The sequence below is a fragment of the Bacillus infantis NRRL B-14911 genome (assembly GCF_000473245.1).
GTDB classification, from domain to species: Bacteria; Bacillota; Bacilli; order Bacillales; family Cytobacillaceae; genus Bacillus_AB; species Bacillus_AB infantis.
Map to the genome: position 1 here is coordinate 2,052,440 of NC_022524.1, position 24,046 is coordinate 2,076,485.

26 protein-coding genes and 1 pseudogene are annotated in these 24,046 nt (G+C 44.1%); 23 read left to right on the plus strand and 4 right to left on the minus strand.

All coding sequences use genetic code 11. The annotated features are described in order from the left end of the window. Positions 1-9: 9 nt before the first annotated feature. The 5 genes from N288_RS10305 to N288_RS10325 all read left to right on the plus strand — a co-directional run bounded on the left by N288_RS10305 (position 10) and on the right by N288_RS10325 (position 3,802). Positions 10-732 (plus strand): nucleotidyltransferase domain-containing protein, encoded by a 723-nt coding sequence (locus N288_RS10305; RefSeq protein WP_009791628.1) that lies wholly within the window; start codon positions 10-12, stop codon positions 730-732. Between the two features lie 34 nt (positions 733-766). Next, positions 767-1,951: a serine-tRNA(Ala) deacylase AlaX gene (locus N288_RS10310; protein ID WP_022543790.1), complete on the plus strand. Its 1,185-nt coding sequence runs from the start codon at positions 767-769 to the stop codon at positions 1,949-1,951. Positions 1,952-2,485: 534 nt separating this feature from the next. Beyond that, on the plus strand, positions 2,486-2,701 hold the full coding sequence (locus tag N288_RS10315; protein WP_009791630.1) for a helix-turn-helix transcriptional regulator: 216 nt from the start codon (positions 2,486-2,488) through the stop codon (positions 2,699-2,701). Between the two features lie 4 nt (positions 2,702-2,705). After that, a complete protein-coding gene (locus N288_RS10320) occupies positions 2,706-3,080 on the plus strand; it encodes a hypothetical protein (RefSeq protein WP_009791631.1) in 375 nt (124 codons plus the stop codon). An 86-nt stretch (positions 3,081-3,166) separates the two neighbouring features. Then, positions 3,167-3,802 carry an FMN-dependent NADH-azoreductase gene (locus N288_RS10325; protein ID WP_009791632.1) on the plus strand — a complete coding sequence of 212 codons (636 nt, stop codon included), beginning with the start codon at positions 3,167-3,169 and terminating at the stop codon, positions 3,800-3,802. Positions 3,803-3,849: 47 nt separating this feature from the next. On the opposite strand, the gene N288_RS10330 is transcribed toward N288_RS10325, so the two are convergent. Continuing rightward, positions 3,850-4,476: an FMN-dependent NADH-azoreductase gene (locus tag N288_RS10330; protein ID WP_022543791.1), complete on the minus strand. Its 627-nt coding sequence runs from the start codon at positions 4,474-4,476 to the stop codon at positions 3,850-3,852. Positions 4,477-5,178: 702 nt separating this feature from the next. On the opposite strand from N288_RS10330, the pseudogene N288_RS25825 reads away from it, so the two are divergent. From N288_RS25825 to N288_RS10410, 17 genes and pseudogenes are all read left to right on the plus strand, one after another. Beyond that, positions 5,179-5,571, plus strand: a pseudogene (locus N288_RS25825) (PAS domain-containing protein); the annotation flags it as partial. Between the two features lie 48 nt (positions 5,572-5,619). After that, a complete protein-coding gene (locus N288_RS25830) occupies positions 5,620-6,114 on the plus strand; it encodes a methyl-accepting chemotaxis protein (protein WP_232217730.1) in 495 nt (164 codons plus the stop codon). A gap of 670 nt (positions 6,115-6,784) precedes the next feature. Next, positions 6,785-7,444, plus strand: a complete 660-nt coding sequence (sdaAB, locus tag N288_RS10340) for an L-serine ammonia-lyase, iron-sulfur-dependent subunit beta (RefSeq protein WP_009790788.1) — start codon at positions 6,785-6,787, stop codon at positions 7,442-7,444. 26 nt (positions 7,445-7,470) lie between these two features. After that, complete coding sequence (gene sdaAA / locus N288_RS10345; protein WP_009790789.1) at positions 7,471-8,343, plus strand: L-serine ammonia-lyase, iron-sulfur-dependent, subunit alpha; 873 nt, start codon at positions 7,471-7,473, stop codon at positions 8,341-8,343. A 222-nt stretch (positions 8,344-8,565) separates the two neighbouring features. Continuing rightward, the gene (locus N288_RS10350; RefSeq protein ID WP_009790790.1) at positions 8,566-9,618 is read left to right on the plus strand and encodes an ArsR family transcriptional regulator; all 1,053 of its coding nucleotides are present in this window, start codon (positions 8,566-8,568) and stop codon (positions 9,616-9,618) included. Between the two features lie 13 nt (positions 9,619-9,631). Beyond that, a complete protein-coding gene (locus tag N288_RS10355; protein ID WP_009790791.1) occupies positions 9,632-10,348 on the plus strand; it encodes a class I SAM-dependent methyltransferase in 717 nt (238 codons plus the stop codon). 10 nt (positions 10,349-10,358) lie between these two features. After that, positions 10,359-11,249: a phosphotransferase family protein gene (locus N288_RS10360; protein ID WP_009790792.1), complete on the plus strand. Its 891-nt coding sequence runs from the start codon at positions 10,359-10,361 to the stop codon at positions 11,247-11,249. Positions 11,250-11,358: 109 nt separating this feature from the next. Continuing rightward, a complete protein-coding gene (locus N288_RS10365) occupies positions 11,359-12,306 on the plus strand; it encodes a Gfo/Idh/MocA family protein (protein ID WP_009790793.1) in 948 nt (315 codons plus the stop codon). Between the two features lie 23 nt (positions 12,307-12,329). Then, a complete protein-coding gene (locus N288_RS10370) occupies positions 12,330-13,178 on the plus strand; it encodes a GNAT family N-acetyltransferase (RefSeq protein WP_009790794.1) in 849 nt (282 codons plus the stop codon). Positions 13,179-13,237: 59 nt separating this feature from the next. Further along, entirely contained in the window at positions 13,238-14,167 is a 930-nt protein-coding gene (locus N288_RS10375) for an aminoglycoside phosphotransferase family protein (protein ID WP_009790795.1), read from the plus strand. Continuing rightward, positions 14,158-14,604: a GNAT family N-acetyltransferase gene (locus N288_RS10380; RefSeq protein ID WP_009790796.1), complete on the plus strand. Its 447-nt coding sequence runs from the start codon at positions 14,158-14,160 to the stop codon at positions 14,602-14,604. The genes N288_RS10375 and N288_RS10380 overlap by 10 nt, the downstream gene beginning before the upstream one ends. A gap of 146 nt (positions 14,605-14,750) precedes the next feature. Beyond that, positions 14,751-15,158: a GNAT family N-acetyltransferase gene (locus N288_RS10385; protein ID WP_009790797.1), complete on the plus strand. Its 408-nt coding sequence runs from the start codon at positions 14,751-14,753 to the stop codon at positions 15,156-15,158. A gap of 54 nt (positions 15,159-15,212) precedes the next feature. Next, positions 15,213-16,454, plus strand: coding sequence for an MFS transporter (locus N288_RS10390; protein WP_198018088.1), 1,242 nt, complete (start codon positions 15,213-15,215; stop codon positions 16,452-16,454). 19 nt (positions 16,455-16,473) lie between these two features. Next, positions 16,474-16,995, plus strand: coding sequence for an NUDIX hydrolase (locus N288_RS10395; RefSeq protein ID WP_009790799.1), 522 nt, complete (start codon positions 16,474-16,476; stop codon positions 16,993-16,995). Position 16,996: 1 nt separating this feature from the next. Then, complete coding sequence (locus N288_RS10400; RefSeq protein WP_009790800.1) at positions 16,997-17,476, plus strand: NUDIX hydrolase; 480 nt, start codon at positions 16,997-16,999, stop codon at positions 17,474-17,476. Between the two features lie 62 nt (positions 17,477-17,538). After that, positions 17,539-17,907 (plus strand): hypothetical protein, encoded by a 369-nt coding sequence (locus N288_RS10405; protein WP_022543794.1) that lies wholly within the window; start codon positions 17,539-17,541, stop codon positions 17,905-17,907. Between the two features lie 242 nt (positions 17,908-18,149). Beyond that, positions 18,150-18,608 carry an SRPBCC family protein gene (locus N288_RS10410; protein ID WP_009790802.1) on the plus strand — a complete coding sequence of 153 codons (459 nt, stop codon included), beginning with the start codon at positions 18,150-18,152 and terminating at the stop codon, positions 18,606-18,608. Positions 18,609-19,474: 866 nt separating this feature from the next. On the opposite strand, the gene N288_RS10415 is transcribed toward N288_RS10410, so the two are convergent. The 3 genes from N288_RS10415 to N288_RS10425 form a co-directional block, all read right to left on the minus strand. After that, the gene (locus tag N288_RS10415) at positions 19,475-20,392 is read right to left on the minus strand and encodes a nuclease-related domain-containing protein (RefSeq protein ID WP_022543796.1); all 918 of its coding nucleotides are present in this window, start codon (positions 20,390-20,392) and stop codon (positions 19,475-19,477) included. Between the two features lie 71 nt (positions 20,393-20,463). Continuing rightward, the gene (locus N288_RS10420) at positions 20,464-22,038 is read right to left on the minus strand and encodes a histidine kinase N-terminal 7TM domain-containing diguanylate cyclase (RefSeq protein WP_022543797.1); all 1,575 of its coding nucleotides are present in this window, start codon (positions 22,036-22,038) and stop codon (positions 20,464-20,466) included. A gap of 148 nt (positions 22,039-22,186) precedes the next feature. Beyond that, positions 22,187-22,612 carry a VOC family protein gene (locus tag N288_RS10425; RefSeq protein ID WP_022543798.1) on the minus strand — a complete coding sequence of 142 codons (426 nt, stop codon included), beginning with the start codon at positions 22,610-22,612 and terminating at the stop codon, positions 22,187-22,189. 142 nt (positions 22,613-22,754) lie between these two features. Between N288_RS10425 and N288_RS10430 the strand changes: the two genes are divergently transcribed. Beyond that, positions 22,755-24,035, plus strand: a complete 1,281-nt coding sequence (locus N288_RS10430; RefSeq protein WP_009790806.1) for an MFS transporter — start codon at positions 22,755-22,757, stop codon at positions 24,033-24,035. Positions 24,036-24,046: the final 11 nt, after the last annotated feature.

Below are 24,046 nucleotides of genomic sequence, written 5' to 3' on the forward strand. Positions count from 1 at the left end.
GACAGAAAAATGACAGAGATAAAAGAAAGGCTGCCTGCGGTCGAAACTGCACAAATGCTCATCAATGAAAGATTCCCGGACTGCAGAGGGGCCATCCTTGGAGGAAGTATCGTAAGGGGAGAAGGAACCGCGACCTCTGATCTGGATATTATCGTAATAAATGACAAAGCTGGTTCTGTCAGAAGAGAATCTTTCCATTATAAAGGATGGCCGGTTGAGCTTTTTGAACACACTAAAGATTCGTGCAGGGGATATTTCCAGAAGGATGCAGAAAGGGCCAGGCCGACGCTTCCACGGATGGTGGCGGAAGGGTTGGTGCTTAGAGGTAAGGACTTTCTTGGCGGGATTAGGAAGGAAGCTGCCGCCTTGATGGCTGCGGGCCCTGCTCTGTGGACAGATGCTGAGCTGACATTTAAGCGCTATTTCCTGACTGATGCACTGGAGGATTTCATCGGCAGCACCAAAAGGCATGAATCTCTTTTTATTGCTGGAAAGCTGGCTGAGCTGGCGCATGAATTTCTTCTTAGAACCAATAAACAATGGATTGGCCAGTCTAAATGGATTTACAGGGAATTATCCCATTATGATCAAGCTCTGGCATACAGGTTTGCTGAATGCTTCGACGGCTTTTATCAATTCGGGGAAAAACAGCCCGTCATTGAGCTTGTGGATGACATCATGAAGCCATTTGGCGGCAGATGCTTTGACGGTTTTTCGCTAAGTGGGAAATAATCATAAGAAATAATAAAAAGGAATGAAAACCCAGATGGAAAAGTTATATTATCAAGATCCTTACATAAAAGAATTTACAGCTTCGGTCATCCGCCAGGATCAGAACTCTGACGGTAAGTGGTATGCAGTTCTTGACCGGACTGCTTTTTATCCGACCGGAGGAGGCCAGCCCTTTGATACAGGGACGATTCACGGTATCTCTGTAACAGATGTTGAAGAAGAAGAAGGCGAAATCAGGCATTATCTTGAAGAGAGGCTTCCGGAATCAGGAGAAGTCGATGGAAGGGTTAACTGGCAGAGAAGATTCGATCATATGCAGCAGCATTCAGGCCAGCATATTCTATCTGCTGCCTTTGATGAGCTGTTCGGGTACAGGACTGTCAGCTTTCATCTTGGAAAAGAGACTTTGACTATCGATATTGAAACAGAGAACCTGAGTGAGGAAGAAGCAGCAAGGGCAGAAAGAAAATCGAATGAAATTATTACCGATAATCTTCCGATCGAAACCAAATGGGTCAGTGAGAGTGAGCTTGCGGGCTACCCATTAAGAAAAGAAACTAAGGTAAAAGAGAATATCCGCCTTGTTATCATTCCTGAATTTGACTATAACGGCTGCGGCGGAACCCACCCGAAAGCTACAGGGGAAGTCCAGGCTATAAAGATTCTCGGCTGGAGCCGGCAGAAGAAGCAAACCAGGGTAGAATTTGTCTGCGGCGGCAGGGTGCTGAAACAGCTGCACACTAAGAATGTGATTGTGAATCGGACAGGCCAGCTGATTAGTTCGCCAGAGGGGGAAATACCCGAGGCGATCATCAAGCTGCTCGATACGCAGAAACAGATGGAAAAAGAACTGGAGGAACTAAAGAACCAGCTGCTTGAGCAGGAAGGAAAGGAATATGCCAGAAGCATCCTTGATGGATCAGCCATCATCCGGAAGGTTTTTCGCGATAGAAATGTTAAGGAGCTTCAGAAACTGGCCAAGTCTATTGCCATTCAAAATGACCAGGCGATTGTCTTGTTTGCAGCGGAAAACGGCCGGCAGCTGCAGGCCGTATGTGCGAGCGGAACAAAAACGGAGGCAGATATGAAAAAGATCATCCAGTCCATTCTTCCTGCCATTCATGGCAGAGGCGGGGGAAACAAGCATTTTGCCCAGGGAGGCGGAGAAACTGAAATGAGCGGAGAAAGGCTTCTTGAGCTGATGGCGGATAGTCTTTGATTGATTTTTTGTGGAAGGTCCTGGGAAATATGGGGTCTTCCTTTTTTTGATGTGGTGTTTTTAGCTTTTCTTTTGTCAGAAAAGTGATTTTTGGGAGTATGGCTAGCTATTTTAGTGGTCTTTCAGCGAAGTAGTGGACCCAGCGTGTTAGCCTGGAACCGCTATTTTGGCTTTTCGCATAAATAGTGGTTCCAGCGAGCGTGGCTGGAACCGCTATTTTGGCCATTCACAGAAATAGTGGTCCCAGTGCTCGTGGCTAGAACCACTATTTTAGCTTTACACAGAAATAGTGGTCCCAGCGAGCGTGGCTAGAACCGCTATTTTAGCTTTACACAGAAATAGTGGACCCAGCGAGCATGGCTAGAACCGCTATTTTGGCTTTACGCGTAAATAGTGGTTCCAGCGAGCATGCTTAGAACCACTTTTATGGCTATTCGCAGAAATAGTGATTACTGTCCACCCCTCAGTATCATATGTAAAGCACACTTGACGTAAAGTTCCCTTTACAATATAGTAAAACCAAGGAGGACGTTTATGAAAAATAATTTGGCAGAGCTGAGAAAGAAGCATGGTTTTTCGCAGGACCGGCTTGCGGTCAGGCTGGGTGTCTCAAGGCAGACGATCATTAGCATTGAAAAAGGAAAATATTCACCTTCTCTTCCGCTTGCATTTCAAATTGCGAAGACCTTTGATACAACGATTGAACATATTTTTATCTATGAAGAAGAAACAAACAAGAAAGGAGAATGAACGGATGGAATCAAGACTGACTTTCTTTATATGCGGGGGCTTATTTTTAATCATGACCCTCTTTATGGCCGTCATCGGCATATCGGCAGGGGAAAGCATCCTGCCGCAGACATGGACACTTCTTTCGATGACAGTTATGAGCTTTTCAATGGGATACCTTTATCCTCAATTCAAGCAAAAGGACGAAAGAATGAAGATGATCCGCCAGAAAGGCCTCTTTTACGCTTATTTTGCCCTCATTGTCTATTTCTTCATCTTTTTTCTGCTGCTTGGTCTTGGGATTATTGATATTTCTGCGCTTGAGCTGCTGCAAATTTTATCCGGCCTGACAATCAGCACGGTCTTTTTGTCCATGGTATACGTTTCTAAAAGGATTTGACAGGGACGGCGGAATTTAACAGAACTGAAATCCTGCCTTTTTGAGAAAGCTAAAAAGGTAAATCTCAATAAAAAGGCGGGTATTCTATGGCAACTTTATTGTATATCACTGCACATCCCCATGATGAAACACAATCATTCAGCATGGCTGCCGGAACGGCATTTATTGAATCTTACCGTGAATCCAATCCAGGGGATGAAGTCATAAGGCTTGATCTGTATAAAGAGCATATTCCCCAGATTGACGCAGATGTATTCAGCGGATGGGGCAAGCTTCGCACGGGAAGCTCTTTTGATGACTTGTCTCAGGAAGAAAAAGAAAAAGTGAACAGGCTTTCTGAACTGACTGAGCAATTTGTTTCTGCGGATAAATATGTTTTTGTTACTCCTTTGTGGAACTTCTCATTTCCTCCAGTGATGAAGGCTTATCTTGATTCTGTTTGTACAGCAGGGAAGACATTCAAATATACAGAACAGGGGCCGGTAGGTCTTCTTCCTGATAAGAAGGCCCTTCATATCCAGGCGCGCGGCGGGATCTATTCCGAGGGTCCGGCTGCAGAGATGGAAATGGGCCACCGCTATATCGGAATCATTATGCAGTTCTTTGGGATTCCTTCTTTTGAAGGCATCTTTATCGAAGGCCACAATCAATTCCCGGACCGCGCCCAGCAAATTAAAGAAGAAGGCGTGGCAAAGGCGAAAGAGAAAGCCAAAACCTTTTAAGCATGAAAAAAAAGAGATTTCTGCCAGGCAGAAATCTCTTCTTGTATTTAGAATTTTGCAGCTGTATCAGCAGCCTGCTTGATGCCTTCAGAAATGATTTCTTCCGCTTTATCAGGGAACTGGTTGTGCCCCTCGGTCACGATGGAAGTGACGTCCTGTACTCCGAAGAAAGCCAGAAGTGTACTTACATACTTCTCAGACATTTCGACCTCTGCAGCAGGGCCTTCTGAATAAACTCCGCCCCTTGCATTCAAGAGAGCGACTTTTTTATCAGTAAGAAGTCCTACAGCACCGTTTTCAGTGTATTTGAATGTTTTGCCGGCTTGTGCCAGATAGTCAAAGTATGTGTGAAGGACAGCTGGGACCGTAAAGTTCCAGAGCGGGAATGCGAACACAGCTTTATCCGCATCAAGGAATTGGTTCAAATACTTTGTGACGCGGGCTGCAGCAGCTTCTTCTTCTGCATTCAGCTCCATGCCCTGGCCCTGCTTGTACATTGCTGTAATATGAAGATTATCATAATAAGGAAGATTTTCTTCAAACAAATCCAGTTCAATGATGGTATCTTCCGGGTGGTTCTCCTTATAGCTGCTTAGGAATGCATCGTACATTTGCACGCTGACTGCCTGATCAGCTGGACGTGAGTTTGCTTTGATGAATAATACGTTTGACATAAGAATAATTCCTCCGTTAGTTACTAAGAAGTTTTCCGCAGATTAAATACTTTTAATTCAAGATAATAAGCGGATATTGGCTATTATAGCTAGTCAGGCTGAATGGGTCAAAGCATCTGCTTATACAAAAAACATTTAAGTCTACTCCAGTCCTGAAGCTGTCAATAAAAAAAGAAGGCGCCGGTCTCCCGGCCCGACTTCCTTCCATTACACACAACTATGACGATGCTTTTAACTGGCGCGCTTTCCTTTTTCCCCACATTTTTTTCACGATCGGATAGGCTATAGGAGCCCATTTAATGATATTTTTCACCAATTTCTTCATAGCGGGATACCTCCTCGGTTTATTTCCATTTCTATTCCCTTTCAGTGCCGGGGACAAACCTGCAGAGGGTAAGAGGGAGTCTGCTTTGAAAGGCGAAAATCTATTTTGAGATGTGAGAGAATAGTTTTAAAAATGGCATGTCAATTCTAGCTGTGTAGCTGTTTTGTTACATTTAGCGGAACACTCCTGGTTGTTTACTGCTTACACTGGCTAGTACAATAGTCTTATATAGGTGGAGGCGTGGAATTTACGTATGTTTCGGCGCTTTCATGAGCAGGAGCCGGCAGTGCAGCCGGCCTGCAGGATCAGGCTGACATGCTTCCTCGGAGACTTTGCCGCAGAAGCACCGGCCTAAATATAAGGAGAAGAGGAAAAGCATGACATTGACTGTCCCAGCTAACAATATTCCAAGCACAACACAGGTTCTGGATGAGGGAGCCGTATTGGCTGCCATTGAAAGGTCACATGCGATGATTGAGTTCAGCCCGCAAGGCACTGTGCTATGGGCAAATCATCATTTTGCAAGTACCATGGAATATGATGTAAATGAAATGAAGGGCATGCATCACCGGAAATTTTGTACAGATGAATTTGCCAGCAGTCCCGCTTATTCTGTACTATGGAAAAACTTACGGAGCGGCAAAAGCTTTCAGGAAAAAATCCAGCGTGTGACGAAGAGAGGAAACCTGATTTGGCTTGAAGCTACATATACCCCAGTGAGAGATGAAGAAGGAAATGTCATCGCCGTGGTAAAACTGGCTACAAATATAAATGAAAGAGAAAGCAATACGGTTGCGGTTGCAAACGAACTCCAAAACATGGCGGGAGAGCTGCTAAATCGGGCCGAGCTCGGGATTACCAGGAGCGAAGAAGCTGCGGAAGCATCCGAGAAGCTTGCTGGAGATTCAAGAGAGAATCTGAAAATGCTGGATACTCTTAAAACGCAGGCACTGTCCATTGGCGATATTGTCAAAACAATCCGCGAAATAGCTGCCCAGACAAATCTTCTTGCACTCAATGCAGCCATCGAGGCAGCCCGTGCAGGCGAGCATGGGAGAGGGTTCAATGTTGTTGCCGGCGAGGTCAGAAAGCTTGCCACCAGGGTCCAGGAATCCATCGGTGAAGTGAACGCCCATATCGAAGGCATTTCAGGCGAGGTAAAAAATATCAGTGAAGCCACCAGGCAATCAAGGGATGGAATTGAAAAAAGCAGGCTGCTGAACGAACAGGCAATGGCGGAATTCAAGGGCATAGAGAGTGCAGCCCGATCGCTTGATAGCAGGGCAAAGGCGTTCAAGGACATTTTGAAGTAAGTAATTTAACGGAAAGAAGACCGGCTGCCTGCTGACAGGCAGCCGGTTTATGTTTTTAAACAATGGAAGGGATACATGCAGAATAAAAGGCAGCGGAAATTACTGACCTGAGCTGATTATTGTCGAGCACAAATAATGATTGGTTTTGCTGTGGCACATCTAATGCGAAAGAGAAGGCTGCTTAAGAAAAAAGAACTTTTTGAGGCCCTTTTCCAAACGAAAATTATTTAGGACTAGATTTTTTCATAAAATGGCTGTTAAACTCATTGGAGACAAGCAGAATCTATGTTATTATGAATTTGTTTGTTGGTGGAAGCGTTTACACCAGAAATTCTTCATATGAAAGCAGATCACAAAACAGATGCAATCAGTGATCAAACTTGCAAATATAGTCTTTCCATTGTATCTTAAGAGATTGAGTGTATGCTTTAGAAAGCAGGATATTTAATTGATCAAAATGTATGATATCCTGCATCCTTTCAGCGATAAAGGAAAGAATTTTTTAATGCTATTTTTAAAAAGGCTCCAATAGGTAAGCTGAAAGCATATACGATTGATGCACAAAGTGTATATATTTAAATATATTTAGAACAGCAGCGTACTTAAAATTTAAAAGCCAACAGGTTCAGTATACTGCCTGAAAATCATCTGATATTGCGAGGGTTGCAAAATGAAATATAGATCTGCGTTTGATATTATTGGTCCGGTCATGATTGGTCCATCGAGCTCACATACTGCTGGTGCTGCACGCATCGGCAGGGTGGCAAGGACCCTTTTTGAAAACATGCCAAACAAAGCGGTCATTTCCCTGTACGGTTCATTCGCCAAAACATATAAAGGGCATGGAACAGATGTGGCCATTGTAGGCGGGCTTCTCGACTTCGACACATTCGATGAAAGGATTCCGCAGTCCTTGGGCCTGGCAAAGGAAGCCGGCCTTGACATTGAATTCAGAATAGAAGACACTGTCATGGACCATCCAAATACTGTATCCATTCACTTGACTGACGGTAAGCATGAGCTTGACCTGACAGGCATCTCCATCGGCGGTGGCACAATAGAAATTACAGAGCTTAACTCGTTCAAACTAAAGCTTTCTGGAAATCCTGCCATACTGGTCATCCACAACGACCAATTCGGCGCCATATCCGCTGTCACTCATGTACTGGCGATGCACCGGATCAATATCGGCCATATGGAAGTTTCCCGCAAAGAAAAGGGCCAGATGGCAATGATGGTCATTGAAGTGGACCAGCGCATCGATCTGGACGTGATCAGAGAATTGGAACAGCTTCCTAATATCACACAAATCATCAGAATGGCAGAATAGAAGATTAGGAGCCGGGAGGGAATACAATGTTATTTCGCAATGTAGCAGAAGTAGTCGAACTTGCCGAAAGCAAGGGCGTTAAAATAGCTGAAATCATGATTCAGCAGGAAATAGAAGTATCAGGGCGGACACGCGAGGAAATCATTGCCCAGATGGACCGTAACCTGACCGTAATGGAAGAAGCGGTCGAACGCGGCCTGAAAGGCGTCAAGTCGGTTTCCGGCCTTACAGGCGGAGACGCGGTCCTCTTGCAGAATTATATCAAAAGCGGAAAAGCTTTATCCGGAAACCTGCTGCTTGATGCTGTCAGCAAAGCGGTTGCCACCAACGAAGTCAATGCCGCAATGGGCGTCATCTGTGCCACACCGACAGCCGGATCAGCTGGTGTAGTGCCTGGCACCCTGTTCGCAGTAAAAGAAAAGCTGAACCCGACAAGGCAGGAAATGATTGAATTCCTGTTCACATCAGCAGCCTTTGGATTTGTTGTCGCCAACAATGCTTCCATTTCCGGAGCTGCCGGCGGGTGCCAGGCTGAAGTGGGCTCAGCGAGCGGAATGGCTGCGGCTGCCATTGTCGAGCTGGCAGGGGGAACTCCTTCCCAGGCAGCAGAGGCTATGGCCATCACCTTGAAGAATATGCTCGGCCTTGTCTGCGACCCAGTTGCAGGTCTGGTTGAAGTCCCATGTGTAAAAAGAAACGCTATGGGAGCATCGAACGCCATGACGGCTGCAGACATGGCTCTTGCCGGCATCACCAGCCGGATTCCATGCGATGAAGTCATCATTGCTATGTATAAAATCGGACTGACAATGCCATCCTCACTGCGTGAAACAGCAGAGGGCGGGCTTGCCGCCACTCCAACAGGAAAAAGGCTGCAGGCCGAAATATTTGGAAAATAATATGCTGGAGAAATCCTCTGCTTTTATAAGCGGGGGATTTTTTTGTTTTATAACCGTAATTAAAGGTAGGTAAGCAAGCGGAATGGTCATCAAATATTTAAAAAAACATTCCTTGTTGAAAACAAATAAAACTTTCTGAAAAATCAAGATCATTTGTAGATATTATGCTATTATGTAATTACGTAATAACATAAAAGGTGATGCGGAACTACGGAGGTCATTATGCCATTCAAAGAAGAACTTAACCATATCAAGCAGCAGCTGGAGATTCTTATAAAGAAAGCAGACAGCATAGATGCAGTTTCTTTGATCCAAGAAAGTGAAGAAGAGAGCCTGTTTACCAGTATCTCCTATAGAGGGACAATAACAACCGATGAAGGAAGGAGAAAATGGAGGCCGGCGTCCAAAACCCTCGGGGAAGTGCTGGCGCCAGACAGCGGCAGCCTTGCGAATATTCTCTCCTCTCTTGGCCACAAACAAAGAATAGAAATAATCAAGTCTCTCCTGCAGGAGCCGAAGAATGCAGCGGAATTAGTCAAAGAACTCGGGATGGGGACGACCGGCCAGCTCTACCACCACATGAAGCCGCTGCTGCATGCCGGCATTATTGAACAGAAGGAAAGGGGAGGAAGCTATTCAATCGCAGTCGATAAAATTCTTCCAATACTTCTCCAGTTGGCTGGCGCAGCAGAAATGTTTGAGAGCAGCCGCTATTCAGCACTGGAAGCGCTTAGGGAAGAACCAGAAAAAATGGACATGAAAACTGAAGGAGATTTTGACGCAAACATATTGCTGTTTTCACTCATCCATCACGCAGTCCAGGAGCATGAAGCAGGTTTCGCGTCCAGAATAAATATATACCTGCATAGTGATGGAAGTGCGACTGTTTCCGATGATGGCCGCGGCATCCCGGTTTCCCTGCTGGAGGGAACCTCCATGAGCAGGCTGCAGGACGTGCTGACAGATGTTGAGAAAAACTATCTGGAAGATTCATTGAATGAAAAATCCGGTATTCCTGTTGCGGCAATCAACGCTTTTTCAGAAAAGCTGACAGTCCTGATCAAAAAGGACACGATGATTTACAGTCAGGAATATCAATATGGCAAGGCTCTTACCCGGGTGGTTCCTATAGGGAAAACAAATGAAACGGGAACGAGCATCACCTTTCTGCCGGATAAAAAAGTGTTTAAGAGTGGATTTAATGCTGCAAAGCTGGAGGGAAAAATAAACGAGCTGCAGGGACTTCACCCAGATTTATTAGTGTCTCTGCAATGAAGGGGGAAGAAAGATGTCTGGCTTAGAAACGATTAGAACAGCAGAAGATGTAATGAACATGCTGGATCTCCTGCTTAAAGAGAAAACTTCATTTCAATGGGACCAATTTTATGAAAGAAGGGAAAACCATGTCCCTTTTTTCAGAAATGTTCCTGATGAGAATTTGGCTGCTTATTTCAATAAGGGGCAGGTGAAAGCAGGCAGGGTGCTGGAACTCGGCTGCGGACCAGGAAGGAACGCCATTTACATGGCAGAAAGAGGGTGCACGGTGGATGCTGTAGATTCTTCTAAAGAAGCACTGAATTGGGCAAGGGAGAGAACGAGGGAGAATCTTGCGAATATACGTTTCACTGAAGCGGATATTTTCCAGCTGGACCAGAGCTTTGCCGGATACGATTTTATTTACGATTCAGGCTGCTTTCACCATATCCCGCCGCATCGGAGAGCCGATTACTTTGCCATCTTGCGTGACAGGCTGAAGCCAAATGGCTTTTTTGCGCTAACATGCTTTGAAAAAAACGGTGAGCTGGGCGGCTCGTCTCAATCAGACTGGGATGTCTATAGAGAACGCAGCATGAAGGGCGGACTCGGCTTCACAGAGGAAAAACTCCTCCATTTATTCAGCGATTACAGAGCAGTTGAAATCAGACCGATGAAAAAGAAGAACGGGGATGATGCAGAGTTCGGTGTTTCCGGCCTGCTGACTGCGCTTTTTCAAAAGAAAGAATAGGAGACCTGCTATGGATGAGAGAATAAAAGGATTATTAAAGAATGTACAGGAAGAATGCGAAGGAAGAACCCACATTTCAGATATTGAACCATTTGCGTTTGGTGTTGAAAATTGCGTGTTCAAGGGCTATTCACCTGAGTGGGGAAAGGTAGCCATCCGGACTCCCTGGTCCCGGCAGATTGATAGGGAAACAGATACCATCAGCGATTCAAGGGTGGGATTGCTGAAAGAATATGCATTGACTGGCCATGGCAGAAAGTATGGCCTGCCGGTGCCGGCCATCTGCCATCTGCACCTTGGTGAAACAGCAGATTTTCTGGTTCAGGAATTTGTGGAGGGAGATCAGAGTGTCTCCATTGAAGAAATAGGAAGAATTGCAATGGAGCTTCACAGCATTGAAATTTTGCCAGAGTCAGGCGTCTCTGAGCAGGATGTACACCAGTCATTGGCTGAGAGGATTGCCATGAGGGCAAAAGCAGCTGAAAGGGTTTTAAAGTGCAGTCTGCCGCTGCCTGACCCGGAAGATATTTTCGGAATCTTATCTTCATTCAAGCATAAAAAGCGTTTGCTGCATATGGATCTGAGGCCGGAAAACCTTATTTTCCAAAAAGGAAAGGCGGCTGCTGTCATCGACTGGACAAATGCGCTGATTGGAGATCCTGTCCTGGAGCTTATGAGAATAAAAGATTATGGGCTTCTGACAGATGAATTTATCCTGGGATATGCAGGGGCGGAGTTGGAAATAGCAAGGGTGCCAGAGGCTGTTCAGTATCTTTATCAGTTTGATACAGCCACAATGCTTGCCGTGTTATTTCATACTGAAAGCATTGATCCAAAACAGGGGGAAGCAGCGGGGATAAGAGTTAAGGAGCTTCATAGAAGAATAGCCTATCTATTGTAGTTTATAATATTATTATGTAAACTACAAAGGCTCAAACATTCCAATCCCCATTTCCGCCGCAATAAGCTATAATAGAAATTGTCAAAAGATTAGAAATAGGAGTGTTAGCATGTCTAAAAATGTGGGGATTATCGGACTCGGTGCCATCGGAGAGAGAGTGCTGAGAAATTTTCAGTATAATGAAGGAACAAGAGTCGCAGCACTTTGCGATACGAACGAAACCCGGCTCGAAGCTCTTAAAAGCGAACTAGGGGAAGTTGCTTTGTACAGCAACTATGAGGAACTATTAAATAATGAAGAAATCGAACTAGTATACATAGCCGTGCCTCCAAAATTCCACCATCAGATCGCTTTGGATGCAATTAAAAAAGGAAAACATATTCTTTGTGAAAAGCCGCTTGCCAATTCAATTGAGGAAGCAAAGGAAATGGCAGAGGCTGCAGAGGCGGCCGGCATCGTCAATGCAATCAATTTTCCAATGATGTACAGCAATGTGTTCCGCCTTTTCAAGGAAAAAGCAGCAGATGGGTCGCTCGGTGAAATTAAGCGTGTGGAAGTAAATCTTCATTTCACTGAATGGCCAAGGAAATGGCAGAAGAATAATTGGATCGCCGGCAGGGAGCAGGGCGGATTCATCCGCGAAGTCGGGCCGCACTATATCCAAATGATCATGGACGTTTTCGGCGATATTAAGGATGTCCGTTCCTTTGTTGACTATCCTGAAGATACGGATTTATGCGAGACAGGTTTTGTGGCAGTGATGACGGCTGGCGAGAATATTCCTGTCGTCTTCAACGGTGCGAGCGGGATCGGCCAGCAGGAAAAGATTTCTTTCAAGATTTTTGGAGAAAAAGGGACCATTGATCTGCAAAACTGGAGCCAGCTTGCTGAAAGCACGATTGATGGTGAAGCAGAAATGCTGCCTGTCGAGCGTGAAAATGATATGGATCTTGTCAGCGAAATCTGCCATAGCATTGATGGGGGAAAAGCAAGGATAGTCAGCTTTAATCAAGGATACAAAGTGCAGGAAGTTCTTGAGCAGCTGCTGAATACATAATTAAAGGACTTGGGGGAAGCAGAATGGGTCTGCGTTTTACTATATATGAAAACCCGCAGGAATTTCTGCAGAGAACAGAAAGGTTCCTGCTTAAACGTGAAGCTGAAAACAATCTTCCGCTTGGGCTGCTGTACCAGGCTGCAGAACCTGACAGCCCTTATAAAAATCCCTTACTTGCATTGGCAGAAAGGGAGGCAGAAATCATAGCAGCACTGATCATGACACCGCCGCACTATCTGATATGGTCTGCAGGAGACATTCCTGATGAAGCGGCTGCTTTGGTCCTGCGCGAGCTTTTTGAAAGAAACATATCTTTTCCGGGAATCGTGGCACCAAAGGAAACAGCGCGGAAGGCTGAAGCGGAATGGAAGAAATTGACCGGTGCCGGCAGCGAAACTGTGATGGATCAGAGGATTTATATCCTGGAGAAAGTGAACGATCTTCCATATGCAGGCGGAACATTGTCACTGGCTTCTGAAAAGGATGAGGAGCTCGCTGCAGGCTGGATATCCGATTTCAGCAGAGCCACTCCTGAAAATACCCTGAGCATAGAAGAGGGAAGGAAAAAGGCCCGGCAGTTTATCTCGGAAAGATCCCTTTATTTATGGCTAAAGGATGGCAGGCCGGTTTCCATGGCGAAAAAAGCAAGGCCAACCAAACATGGTGTTGTTGTCAATCTCGTCTATACGCCTGATGAGGAGCGGAAGAAAGGCTATGCTTCGGCCTGTGTGGCGGCATTGAGCAGGGAATTGCTGAAATCCTATAAGTTTTGCTCACTCTACACAGATTTAGCCAATCCAACCTCCAATCATATCTACCAGGAAATCGGCTATAAGCCGGCAGCTGATTCTGTGATGCTGAAGTGGGTTTAAATTGAAAACGGAAGGCCAAATCACGGAGATTTGGCCTTTTTATCATCGGAGGTGACAGGATGCTGGAAAGGCTGGCAGAGGAAATACCGCTGCTCAAGAAGAGCATCGGAATTGTCCGTTTACAGAAAGGATTTTCACAAGATGAGAAGTATATGGTTTCTTTGGATAAAAGCAAATTACTTCTGAGGCTCTTTGATTTGTCAGGACTTCCATCAAAAAGACAAGAGTTCACGATTTTAGAAAAAATGCATGGTTATGCTATCCCCTGCTCCCAGCCAGTAGAGATTGGCGAAGCAGGAGGGAGAGGATATATGATCACCACCTTTATCGAGGGGAAGGATGCGGAGGAAGAAATAAAGCTCCTTTCTGATCAGGATCAGTATGCAATAGGGTTAGAGGCCGGAAGTCAATTGAGGAAAATGCATCAGCTTCATGCTCCTGAAGGAATGCCTTCCTGGTATAAAAGGAAAGCAGAAAAGCATAAGAAGTATATGGAAGCATATTCTTCATGCGGTGTAAAAATCAAATATGATGATAAAATCATCCAGTTTATTGAAAAAAACCTTCACAGGATGAAAAAACGTCCCAGCCTTTTTCAGCATGATGACTACCATCCTGGTAACCTGATTATTCAAAATAAAAGTCTGGCCGGCATTATTGACTTTAACCGGTTTGACTGGGGAGATCCGATACATGAATTTCTAAAAATCGGCATCTTCAGCCGTAATATAAGCATTCCTTTTTCAATTGGCCAAATAAAAGGCTACCATGATCAGGAAGAACCGGGAGAGGCGTTTTGGACCTTATATTCCGTTTATCTGGGAATGTGTGCTTTTTCCACGGTTATCTGGACATTAAAACATACCCCTGAAAACCTTGAGGGGATGATGGAAAAAGTGTATCTGTTTTTGGAAGACCATGATTATTTTTCTAAAATGAGGCCTAAGTGGTACGATTTGCATCAGGGGGGACAGCGCCAGTGGAAGTAAACTATCAAATTTATGCCGGAATGCCAAAACAGGAAATGCTGGACAAAATCCTTCCATTGCATGCTTCCATTTTCGGGGAATCGGGCCAGCTGGAAAGTAAGATGGCTGATAAGCCTAAGCTGCTTGTTGCAGTTGCTGCCTGTCAAGAACGGGTAATTGGCTACAAGATGGGCTATGAATTAGAGGAGAGCAAGTTTTACAGCTGGCTCGGCGGTGTTGATGAGGAGTTCAGAGGAAGTGGAATTGCTTCCAGGCTGATGGAGATGCAGCATGAATATATCAAGCGGCGGGGGTACAGGCTGGTCCGGACAAAAACGATGAACAAGTGGCGGGACATGCTGATCCTGAACATAAAGCACGGATTTGATGTAATGGAAACATACATAGATGAAAAAGGGATGCATAAAATCATCCTTGAGAAAAAGCTGCGGGACTAGCAAAATTATTTATGGAAGAAAAAGGTTTTGGCTGTTTTTTGTCGAAATATTCCTTATTACACATTTCGGAGGTAGACAGTGTTCTTATTATTTTATTGAGATCCGGGAAATCAACATACCTAATAAATGACAGGAGTTGAATTCTTATGATCTATACATCTTCCTTAAAGGGCATTTCATCTGACATGCTGAATGGTTTTTTTGCAGATTGGCCGAATCCTCCCTCCCCGGACACGCATCTGAAATTGCTGGAAAACAGCTTTAAAGTGGTCCTCGCCATCGATGAAAAAGCGGAGCAGGCAGCCGGCTTCATCACTGCCATCAGTGACAATGTTCTATCTGCGTATATCCCATTGCTCGAAGTCCTCCCGGAATATCAGCACCAAGGGATAGGAAAAGAGCTGTTAAACAGGATGCTTAAAGAACTTGATGGCCTTTATATGATTGATCTGCTTTGTGATGATTCCCATGCTCCGTTCTATGAGAAGGCGGGAATGACTAGGGCCGGCGGAATGGTATTCAGAAATTATGAGAGGCAATCAGGTGTAGAATAGGGGGAGCACAGGGGTATACTCAGTGCTTTTTTCTAAATGAGCGAGGAGAAATATATGAAACAATTTTTATCTTTTGATGTAACCATCCGGGTAAGAATGCTATTGAAATTTTTCACCGTGCTTGCTCATACGATGGTCATGCCTTACACGGTTGTCTATTTTGCAGCGAAAATTGGCCCTTCTTTAACAACTATGATGATTATCATCATTGGAATCATTAGTATCATAGGATATCTTTTAGGCGGACAAGCAGCTGACCGGATCGGACGGAAAAGAGTCATCATCACCAGTGAAATGATGACTGGAATCGGCTTTTTAATTGTGTACTGTTTTGATTCACTCCACCATTTTTACGCCATTCCCATTGTAGTTGCATTCAGCTTTATTTATTTCTTTGAAAGTGCCTCAAATCCCGCCTATTCTGCTTTGATCATTGATGCGAGCAATGAGAAGGACAGAAAAATCATCTATACCTACTTTATGTGGATTACAAGTACTGCATTTGCCGGCGGAAGCTTATTGGGCGGATTCTTTTTTGAAAATCATTCTTCCATGCTGTTCTTTATAGTTGGCCTGACTTCCATATTATCCGCTGTATTGACCTCCCTGCTGATAAAAGACATTCCTCTTAAAGCTGCTGATGCAATCACTGAGCTGCCAGCCGCACCGGCAAAGAAACTAAGTATTTTTGCCTCACAATTATTTCTTTTCTTATGCATAGGACAGCTGCTTATCAATATATTGAAAGAACAATTCCCCAATTATTTAAGCATCAGGATCGTGTCAAAATATCCTGTTGGGGATATTGATATTTCAGGATACAAGATGATCGGCTATTTAAATCTGGAAGAAACGATCATCATCACCATAGCAGCAGGCTTCATATTCAAGCTGACCAAAAGGCTTTCGGAAAAAATGTCCCTCATGCTGGGCTTGCTGCTTTTTGTACTGGGCTATATCTGCCTAAGCTATTTCATTCATCCAGCCCTCTTAATGCTGGGTATGCTTTTCATTTCTGCCGGCGGGCTCATCTATCTGCCAACCCTTCAGGCCATCACCGCTAAATCGCTTCCTGCCCATTCAAGAGGAAAGCATCTATCAGTCCTTGGACTGGTGGGGGCGGTTGGAGGGATGATCTCCAGTTTATTTATCTGGGCAATGGCATATATACCGGAAATAGGGATTACTTTTATTTTTGTAGGAATGGGGATTTTTTTGGTGGGGGTTTATTGGAGGGTTTATCATATTTCTGAAGATACCCCTGAAATCCAACTTAAAATGACCAAGGTTGGATAGTATCTTGCGAAATAAACCTATGCGTTATAAAAAAGCTAACAAATTTTTCGGAGGTATATCTATGTCAGAAGTCGCAATAAGATGCACAGGCATTGCAGCAATCTTAATTAAAAAGCTTGAGAAGGAAAGCAAGGTATTGCTTTTAAAAAGAGCCGGAACTGTTTTGCCGGATGCCTGGTGCTATATTGGCGGCAGCATAGAGGATGGTGAAACCGCCTGGAAAGCGGCTTTAAGAGAGATAAAAGAAGAAACAGGCATCTCGCTGCCCTATCTTTATGTATCCAACCAATATGATCAGATATACTCTGCGAATGACAATTATATTTACATGGCGCCTGTTTTTGTCGGCTATGTTCCGGAACATCAGGAAGTTATCTTAAATCATGAACATTCAGCTTATAGATGGATGTCATTTGCGGAAGCGATTGAAACCGCATCATTGCCGGGGAATGATGCGGTTTTGATGAGTGTGGAAAGACACTTTGCTAAAAAGAGTCCTCCTGACTTTTTACGTGCAGGCAAACTGGTGGTAGCCCGCTGATATGAAATCAAAAATGCACCGGGCTTATGGTGTGTATGGCCTCTTTTTCAAGAAAAACAAACTCCTGGTGATAAACAAAAAAGGCGGTCCATACACCAATCGCTATGATCTGCCGGGAGGAAGCCTTGAGGATTCAGAAAGCCTGGCTATGGCTTTAAGGAGAGAGTTTCTTGAAGAAACAGGCTTAGATATAGAAATCATCCGGAATATCGGCGTTATTGATTTCATGCTTCCTTGGGGTTGGAAGGAATATACCCATGTGCATCATATCTGTGTTTTTTATGAAGTCGAGGGGACTGGCAGACTGACTCAGCCGCTGGAGTTTGATGGTCAGGATTCGTTTGGAGCCTTGTGGCTTGCTGAGTATGAAGCAAGCTGGGATAATGCGTCGCCATTGGTGCTCAAAGCATTTGAATGGCTTAGGACTAAAAAGCTGAGTGTTGATGCAGAGTGCTATGATGATTGGGAAGTGAAGGGCTAGTCGAAAAATCTTGAAGTAACCTCTTGAATGGAAAAACGTCTAACCTGTTAGAGGTGATTTTTTTGAAAAAAAGACTCCTGATTATTTTGGCGGCATTTGTTCTTTTAGCCGGCTGGAACCTGTGGCCGGAGAAGGTTGAGAAAGTGGAAGTGTATAAGATGCATGCATCAGAAGGGGAAAAGTCCATTACAATTTCCGACTCTAAATCAGTCCAGATATTTAGGAATGCCTTCAGGAACGCTAAGAAACAACCTGGTATCGCAGATATGGCGGAGCCGGATTACAAAGTAGCTATGGGGAATAAGATTTATTTTCTCTGGATTGGTGAAGGTCATGGGACAATTATGAATATTGATGATACACATAAAATCTATGCACTTTCCCGTCGGTCCGTTGATAAGATTGGGAGAGTGTTAAGCAGGCAGGAGTAGGTTCTTATTTTCTTTAGCTGAGTACAAACAGATATAGCTGTTAGCAGGTAAGGACATCCTGTATTAGTTAGTGCTTTCAGAGACCATGCAAGGAATATCTATACACCTCATTAAGAAGAAAATTTATTTGGAAAAATTATTTGAACTCCTAAACTGGAAAGAACAGTCCTCTTTGGAAGACTGTCCTTTTTTTTGTTGTTGAGTTAAAATAGTATTAATGAAAAAAATGAGGAGTCTCCATTATGCCAACCATCAGACATTCACAATTCATCAAAGCACCAATTAAAATATGTTTTGACCTTGCCAGAAGTGTTGAAGTACATACGCAAACAACATCTAGAACACAGGAAAGGGCAGTTGGAGGAGTGACCAGCGGATTGCTTGAAAAAGGCGATATGGTAACTTGGGAGGCCGTGCATTTCGGTATCAGACAGAGGCTGACGGCCAAAGTGACAGTTATGGAAAAGCCTTTTCGTTTTGTCGATATCATGGTGAAAGGCGCTTTCAAGTCGTTTGTTCATACTCATGAATTTTTCGAGGAAGCTGAAGGAACGGTAATGATTGATACTTTCCAATATGAATCGCCTTTGGGACTGCTGGGAATTGCTGCTGATAAGCTGATTTTGGAGAGGTATATGCGGGAGTTTATAATGTTTAGGGCTGAGGGGTTGAGGGAGTTGGCTGAGAAGGAGGGAAGGTAGTGATATGAACAGGAGGGTTGGTATAGGCAGGAGCAGCGGTCTTTATCTTAGGTGGAATTGGACGACCTTGGAACAAAATAAAAAGAGAGGTCTCGAGATAGTGAATGGGTCACTCTAACCAAAGAAAAGTGAGCCAGGGTGCCTCAAAAGGAGGTCATGAGTCACTCTAACCAAAGAACATAGAATCAGAGTGCCTCAAAAAGAGGATATGAGTCACTCTAACCAAAGAACATAGAATCAGAGTGCCTCAAAAAGAGAATATGAGTCACTCTAACCAAAGAACATAGAATCAGAGTGCCTCAAAAAGAGGATATGAGTCACTCTAACCAGAGAACTTAGTATCAGAGTGCCTCAAAAAGAGGATATGAGTCACTCTAACCAGAGAACATAGAATCAGAGTGCCTCAAAAAGAGGATATGAGTCACTCTAACCAGAGAACATAGAATCAGAGTGCCTCAAAAAGAGAATATGAGTCACTCTAACCAAAGAACATAGAACTAGAGTGCCTCAAAAAGAGAATATGAGTCACTCTAACCAAAGAACATAGAATCAGAGTGCCTCAAAAAGAGAATATGAGTCACTCTAACCAAAGAACATAGAATCAGAGTGCCTCAAAAAGAGGATATGAGTCACTCTAACCAAAGAACATAGAATCAGAGTGCCTCAAAAAGAGAATATGAGTCACTCTCACCGAAGAACATAGAACCAGAGTGCCTTAAGAATAGGGTGTGAGGCTCCCTAACCAGTGTTATAGTAGAATTAGGATTGAAAACTGAAATTAGAAAGAGGTTCCAGAAAGAAAGTCAGGAACCTTGTATTATAAATCAACACATTTTTAAAAAACCCTGACTTCCATCTCCGAAAGGCTAACTGCGCTCTATAAAGTGAGAAGAGTAGCCATGTCCTTTTAAATCATAATGGCTAGATAGTGCCTTCCGAATAGTTCTACTGCATTTAATAACCCCACACCACTCATAAATCCCATTAGTCGTTACTTTCCTATCCGGAAAAAGTAGCTTATATTCTTCTGCAGCACGTATAATCGCTGTGGCATAGCTTTCTTTTCCTCCGCAGTAATTGCATTTCAGATTTTTCCCATCAAAGTACTCATACAGCACCCCACACCCCCTACACCCAATCCCCTTCCTCAACCCCTCCCACCCATACTCTGGCACAGATGAAAAAGGTGATTTATCAAGGTGGGCAGCGGCCAGTCTGTCTGCGAGTTTGGTATGTGCTGATGATAGTTTCAGTGAGGTATCCTTCTTTAGAGGAGCGGCAAAGCGGTTGAGCTGCGGGTGGAATACGGCAGGGAGGTTGAGAGGGGCTTGATAGAGCTGGAATTCCGGGTTGATGAAAATGAGGTGGGATTGGATTTTGGTTTTGCAGCCTAGTTCCTGGAGGAGCCGGCGGAACAGCTGCTCGTTTCTTTTGAGCTGCAGGAGGGGGTTTTTGATTTCGGTTTTTGAGGCGGTGAACCATTGGTCTCCTTCGGCCACAAAGTCGCCTTCGAAGTTTTTGACTTCAAAGAGATAAACGATGTATGCGGTGATCAGCAAAGAGTCGATTTGAAATAAGGTGTTGTTCCTTTCCAGCAGCAAATCGTTTAAAATCAGGCCTCCTTCTGCTGCAGAGAGCAGCCATTCATCAAATTGAAGTTCGCCCTGGTAGCCTTTCTCTAAATTAGAATAGTAAGTCTCATCCTTAGTTGACAAATCCATACGGGAATTCAATGCCCTGAAAAGACGCAACTCACGGGGTTCTGTCCGGGTTTTTACAATCAATCATCATCACTCCTTTTGCCACATTTTAACATAATTTAAAAGAACAGGTGCAAATAAAAGCCTGTTCCCGCCTATACTTCCGTCAACTCTGTTTCCCTCACAAACCGCTGAACATTATTTCTTCCATTCCTTTTGGCAGCATACAAAGCCTGGTCTGCTTCTCTCATCAGAAATTGAATAGGATCGTCCAAAACCTGCGGAAAAAGAAACATATGTGAAACTCCTAAACTAAGCGTTGCATGCACATTAACCTGGCCCAACTTGGTGTACTGTTCTGAAACATTGAGTCGTATCGCTTCAGCTAAATCATAGGCTTCGTCAAAGGAAGTATCCGGGAGCAGAATGATAAATTCTTCCCCTCCGTATCTGCCTATCACATCCGCAGCGCGAATGCTCTCTTTGGCAACCCTCGCAACATGGGAGAGTACCAAATCCCCGGTCTCATGGCCATATTCATCATTAATTTTTTTAAAATGGTCGATGTCAAACATGATTAAGGAGACATCCCCCCCATTGGGACTGATGCCCCCCAGTGATTCCAGCGATTGCTTCATAAAATAAGTCCGATTGTAAACTTGTGTCAGGCCGTCAATGGAAGCGAGTTCCTTCAGTTGTTCCTGTATCAGGATTTTTTCAGTAATGTTAACAAATGAAATAATCCGCCCAATTTGATGGCCGTTTTTATCCTCGACATCTGACATTTGAACCTGGTGGTGGATTTTTTTTCTATCCTGAATCCACTCATAATCGCAGTCCATCCCATTCTCTATAATTTCCTCAAGTATGCGGAATCCGGAAAATGCCTCTTTAAATGGCTTGCCGATCACAGAAGGCTTGAGGAAGGGCATGATAGGAACCATCGCTGCGTTGTAATCAAGGATGGCTCCCTTCCGGTTCAGGACAATCACGCCTTCTTTCATTCTGTCAAAAACCGTATCTCTTAATATCGGGGTAACATCGAACATTTTGAAAGACATCAAAGCGACCCAGTGGAAAAGATAAGATAAGCTCATGGAAACGGGTCCAAGATCAATGCCATAGGGGCTCAGGTCGTTTAAGTAAAAATAATTTGCAAGAATCGGGAATACCAGACCGGCAGCCATGGCCATTAATTGGATTCTGAACAGGAGGGATGCACCTTTTAGCCGAAGAAGCAATGTCAGGACACTGACCGTCAGACAGATGAACATATAAAAAGCGTGAACATAAAAGAAAGGGCCATATTCCAGATCGGCAATCGGGAAGGGGGCATCATTTCTCAGCTCAACAGCCTTATAGTACAGATGGTGAAGGCCATTTGTGGCATGCATGAAGATGGTTGCACTGGGTAAAAGGAAAAGAATATAAATGACCCAGGGCTTCAGCTTTTGCCCGGCATATTCAGCACACATTAAGAAGATAAAGGCAGGAATAAAGGGCATGACAAGATATTCCATACTTAACCATAGTTTGATGCCCTTCAGTGTGGAACTGGACAGTTCAAATACATAGAAAAAGGAAAAGAGCGACGATAAGATGGTCGCGATGATATATGGTTTAACACCTGGAGCGCCTTTTAGCTTATAGAAGGCAAATAGGCATAAACATAAGCTCAAAACTCCTGAAAGAGCGACTAGCGATTTATATAAAATCAATTCATTGGTCATGTTATATACTCCAGTAGAATAAATCTTTTGATAGATTATTAATCATATAAAGTATACTTGAAGACCTATGAGACAGGAAAGGACTTTTGTCATTTAAAGGATGAAAAAGAAAAAACCGCCTCCTTTTTAACTGAGAAGGCGGTTTTGCTTATTCCTTTGCGATCCCTGGATAATCACAGTACTCAATGATGGTTCCTTCTGTATCAGCAGGATTCAGATACACGAGCCTCCTGCCATGCTTGTTTGTCCTGAGGGAATCCTCAAGAATCCGGATTCCGCTGTTTTTCAGGTCAGCGATTGCCTCCATTAAATCAGGCACCCGGTAGGCGATATGGTGGACGCCTTTCCCTTTTTGCTTGATGAACCTGGCGATGGGGGAGGTTGTATTATTGGTAGGTGCCAGGAGTTCGATCCGGTCGCCATTAACCTCTAGTATGCAGACTTCGCTTTCGACTCCTGCTGCTTCACTTACATATCTGTCAATCAGTTCAGCATCCAATATGTGTGTGTAAAATTTGAGGGTGCTGTCTATATCTCGTACGGCTATTCCAATATGATCCATTATTTTTTCCACAAGTATGGCTCCTTTCATTCCCTAACAGTGTAAAGGATGGAAGCCTTGTTTACAATTCATCTGAAAAATTCACAAAAAATGTATAAAAAGCACTTGCAACGGTTTTGCTGAGAGACTATGATAGCTAAGGAAATTATTGTTTATGAAAAATTCTACAATGAAAGAAGATGTATATATGGCCCGATCAGCTTCGGCTGTCGATGCAAATGAGAAGCTCAGCATCCGCAATGGGATTGCTACTACTGTCATTTTGAACATCAGCACCAATTATTTTCCTCTGTTTGCGATCAGTGTACTTGGCGTTTCGAACTACCAGGTTGGATTGATCAGCTCCCTGCCTCAGTTTATAGGAATTTTTGCCATGGTGATCGGCTCCCTGCTTATAGGCAGGATGGAAGAAAAGAAGCGGCTTACTGCATACTCCTTCCTGGCCGCGCGTTTTTTCCTTTTAGCGATGTTTTTGCTTGTGTATCTGCCTGAGGAGATGAGAGGGTGGATATTTGTCCTCCTTGTCGGCCTGATGAATTTTCCAGGTTCGATTGCCAATTTGAGCTGGCAGTCCTTCATCGGCGATCTGATACCTGACAGCCGCCGGAGCGGTTTCTTCTCCGAGCGGAACAAAGTAATGACCATTGTCGGCATGCTTTCAACTTTCGCCATCGGCATTCTTCTGCAGCAGTTTGACCAGTCCAATTCTCTGCCTTTCCAGGTTTTATTTTTAGCCGCGTTTTTGATTGGACTGGCGGAAGTGTACTATTTGTTCAAGCATGAAGAGCCAAAGTCCAGCAGGAAAGCGGAGAAAAAACTAAGCATCGGCCTTCATGTTTTCAGGCACAAGCCTTTCTTGTTTTTTATCATCTGCAGTCTTTTCTTTAATTTCGGGTGGCAGATGGCCTGGTCGCTTTTCAGCATCTATCAGATCAAAATTGCCGGCGCCACGGCACTTTGGATCAGCCTTTTCACTGTTGCGAATCAGCTTGCCCAGATTGTGAGCTTTAAATGGTGGGGAAGGATGGCTGATAAACACACTAATGCGAAAATGATGATTCTTGTATCTTTGGGTATGGCATCGGCACCTGTGCTGACAATCCTCTCGCCGAATATGGTGTATCTGGTTATCGTCAATTTCTTTTCCGGTCTGTTTGTTTCAGGCACCGTGCTGCTGCTCTTCAACCAGCTGCTGGAGGTAACTGAAGAGGAAACACGCAGCATCTGTATTTCGAACTATAATATTCTGCTGGCCCTCGTCGCCTTCATTGCGCCGCAGTTTGGTGTATTCCTTCTTGAAGCGGCCGGCATGAATGCTGCTATGACAGTTTCTTCAGTCCTGAGAGGAGCAGGTGCGATATTCTTCTTGTGCCTATTCGTCTATTTAAGGAAATCAAAGGGACATTCATTAAAACTAGCCAGAAATATTTTTTAAAATAACCAAAA

Excerpts from the sequence above, each read along its gene's own strand:
- N288_RS10305 (WP_009791628.1), top strand. The coding sequence starts at position 10 with ATGACAGAGATAAAAGAAAGGCTGCCTGCGGTCGAAACTGCACAAATG.
- N288_RS10310 (WP_022543790.1), top strand. The coding sequence starts at position 767 with ATGGAAAAGTTATATTATCAAGATCCTTACATAAAAGAATTTACAGCT.
- N288_RS10315 (WP_009791630.1), top strand. The coding sequence starts at position 2,486 with ATGAAAAATAATTTGGCAGAGCTGAGAAAGAAGCATGGTTTTTCGCAG.
- N288_RS10320 (WP_009791631.1), top strand. The coding sequence starts at position 2,706 with ATGGAATCAAGACTGACTTTCTTTATATGCGGGGGCTTATTTTTAATC.
- N288_RS10325 (WP_009791632.1), top strand. The coding sequence starts at position 3,167 with ATGGCAACTTTATTGTATATCACTGCACATCCCCATGATGAAACACAA.
- N288_RS10330 (WP_022543791.1), bottom strand. The coding sequence starts at position 4,476 with ATGTCAAACGTATTATTCATCAAAGCAAACTCACGTCCAGCTGATCAG.
- N288_RS25830 (WP_232217730.1), top strand. The coding sequence starts at position 5,620 with ATGGCGGGAGAGCTGCTAAATCGGGCCGAGCTCGGGATTACCAGGAGC.
- sdaAB (WP_009790788.1), top strand. The coding sequence starts at position 6,785 with ATGAAATATAGATCTGCGTTTGATATTATTGGTCCGGTCATGATTGGT.
- sdaAA (WP_009790789.1), top strand. The coding sequence starts at position 7,471 with ATGTTATTTCGCAATGTAGCAGAAGTAGTCGAACTTGCCGAAAGCAAG.
- N288_RS10350 (WP_009790790.1), top strand. The coding sequence starts at position 8,566 with ATGCCATTCAAAGAAGAACTTAACCATATCAAGCAGCAGCTGGAGATT.
- N288_RS10355 (WP_009790791.1), top strand. The coding sequence starts at position 9,632 with ATGTCTGGCTTAGAAACGATTAGAACAGCAGAAGATGTAATGAACATG.
- N288_RS10360 (WP_009790792.1), top strand. The coding sequence starts at position 10,359 with ATGGATGAGAGAATAAAAGGATTATTAAAGAATGTACAGGAAGAATGC.
- N288_RS10365 (WP_009790793.1), top strand. The coding sequence starts at position 11,359 with ATGTCTAAAAATGTGGGGATTATCGGACTCGGTGCCATCGGAGAGAGA.
- N288_RS10370 (WP_009790794.1), top strand. The coding sequence starts at position 12,330 with ATGGGTCTGCGTTTTACTATATATGAAAACCCGCAGGAATTTCTGCAG.
- N288_RS10375 (WP_009790795.1), top strand. The coding sequence starts at position 13,238 with ATGCTGGAAAGGCTGGCAGAGGAAATACCGCTGCTCAAGAAGAGCATC.
- N288_RS10385 (WP_009790797.1), top strand. The coding sequence starts at position 14,751 with ATGATCTATACATCTTCCTTAAAGGGCATTTCATCTGACATGCTGAAT.
- N288_RS10390 (WP_198018088.1), top strand. The coding sequence starts at position 15,213 with ATGAAACAATTTTTATCTTTTGATGTAACCATCCGGGTAAGAATGCTA.
- N288_RS10395 (WP_009790799.1), top strand. The coding sequence starts at position 16,474 with ATGCGTTATAAAAAAGCTAACAAATTTTTCGGAGGTATATCTATGTCA.
- N288_RS10400 (WP_009790800.1), top strand. The coding sequence starts at position 16,997 with ATGAAATCAAAAATGCACCGGGCTTATGGTGTGTATGGCCTCTTTTTC.
- N288_RS10410 (WP_009790802.1), top strand. The coding sequence starts at position 18,150 with ATGCCAACCATCAGACATTCACAATTCATCAAAGCACCAATTAAAATA.
- N288_RS10420 (WP_022543797.1), bottom strand. The coding sequence starts at position 22,038 with ATGACCAATGAATTGATTTTATATAAATCGCTAGTCGCTCTTTCAGGA.
- N288_RS10430 (WP_009790806.1), top strand. The coding sequence starts at position 22,755 with ATGAAAAATTCTACAATGAAAGAAGATGTATATATGGCCCGATCAGCT.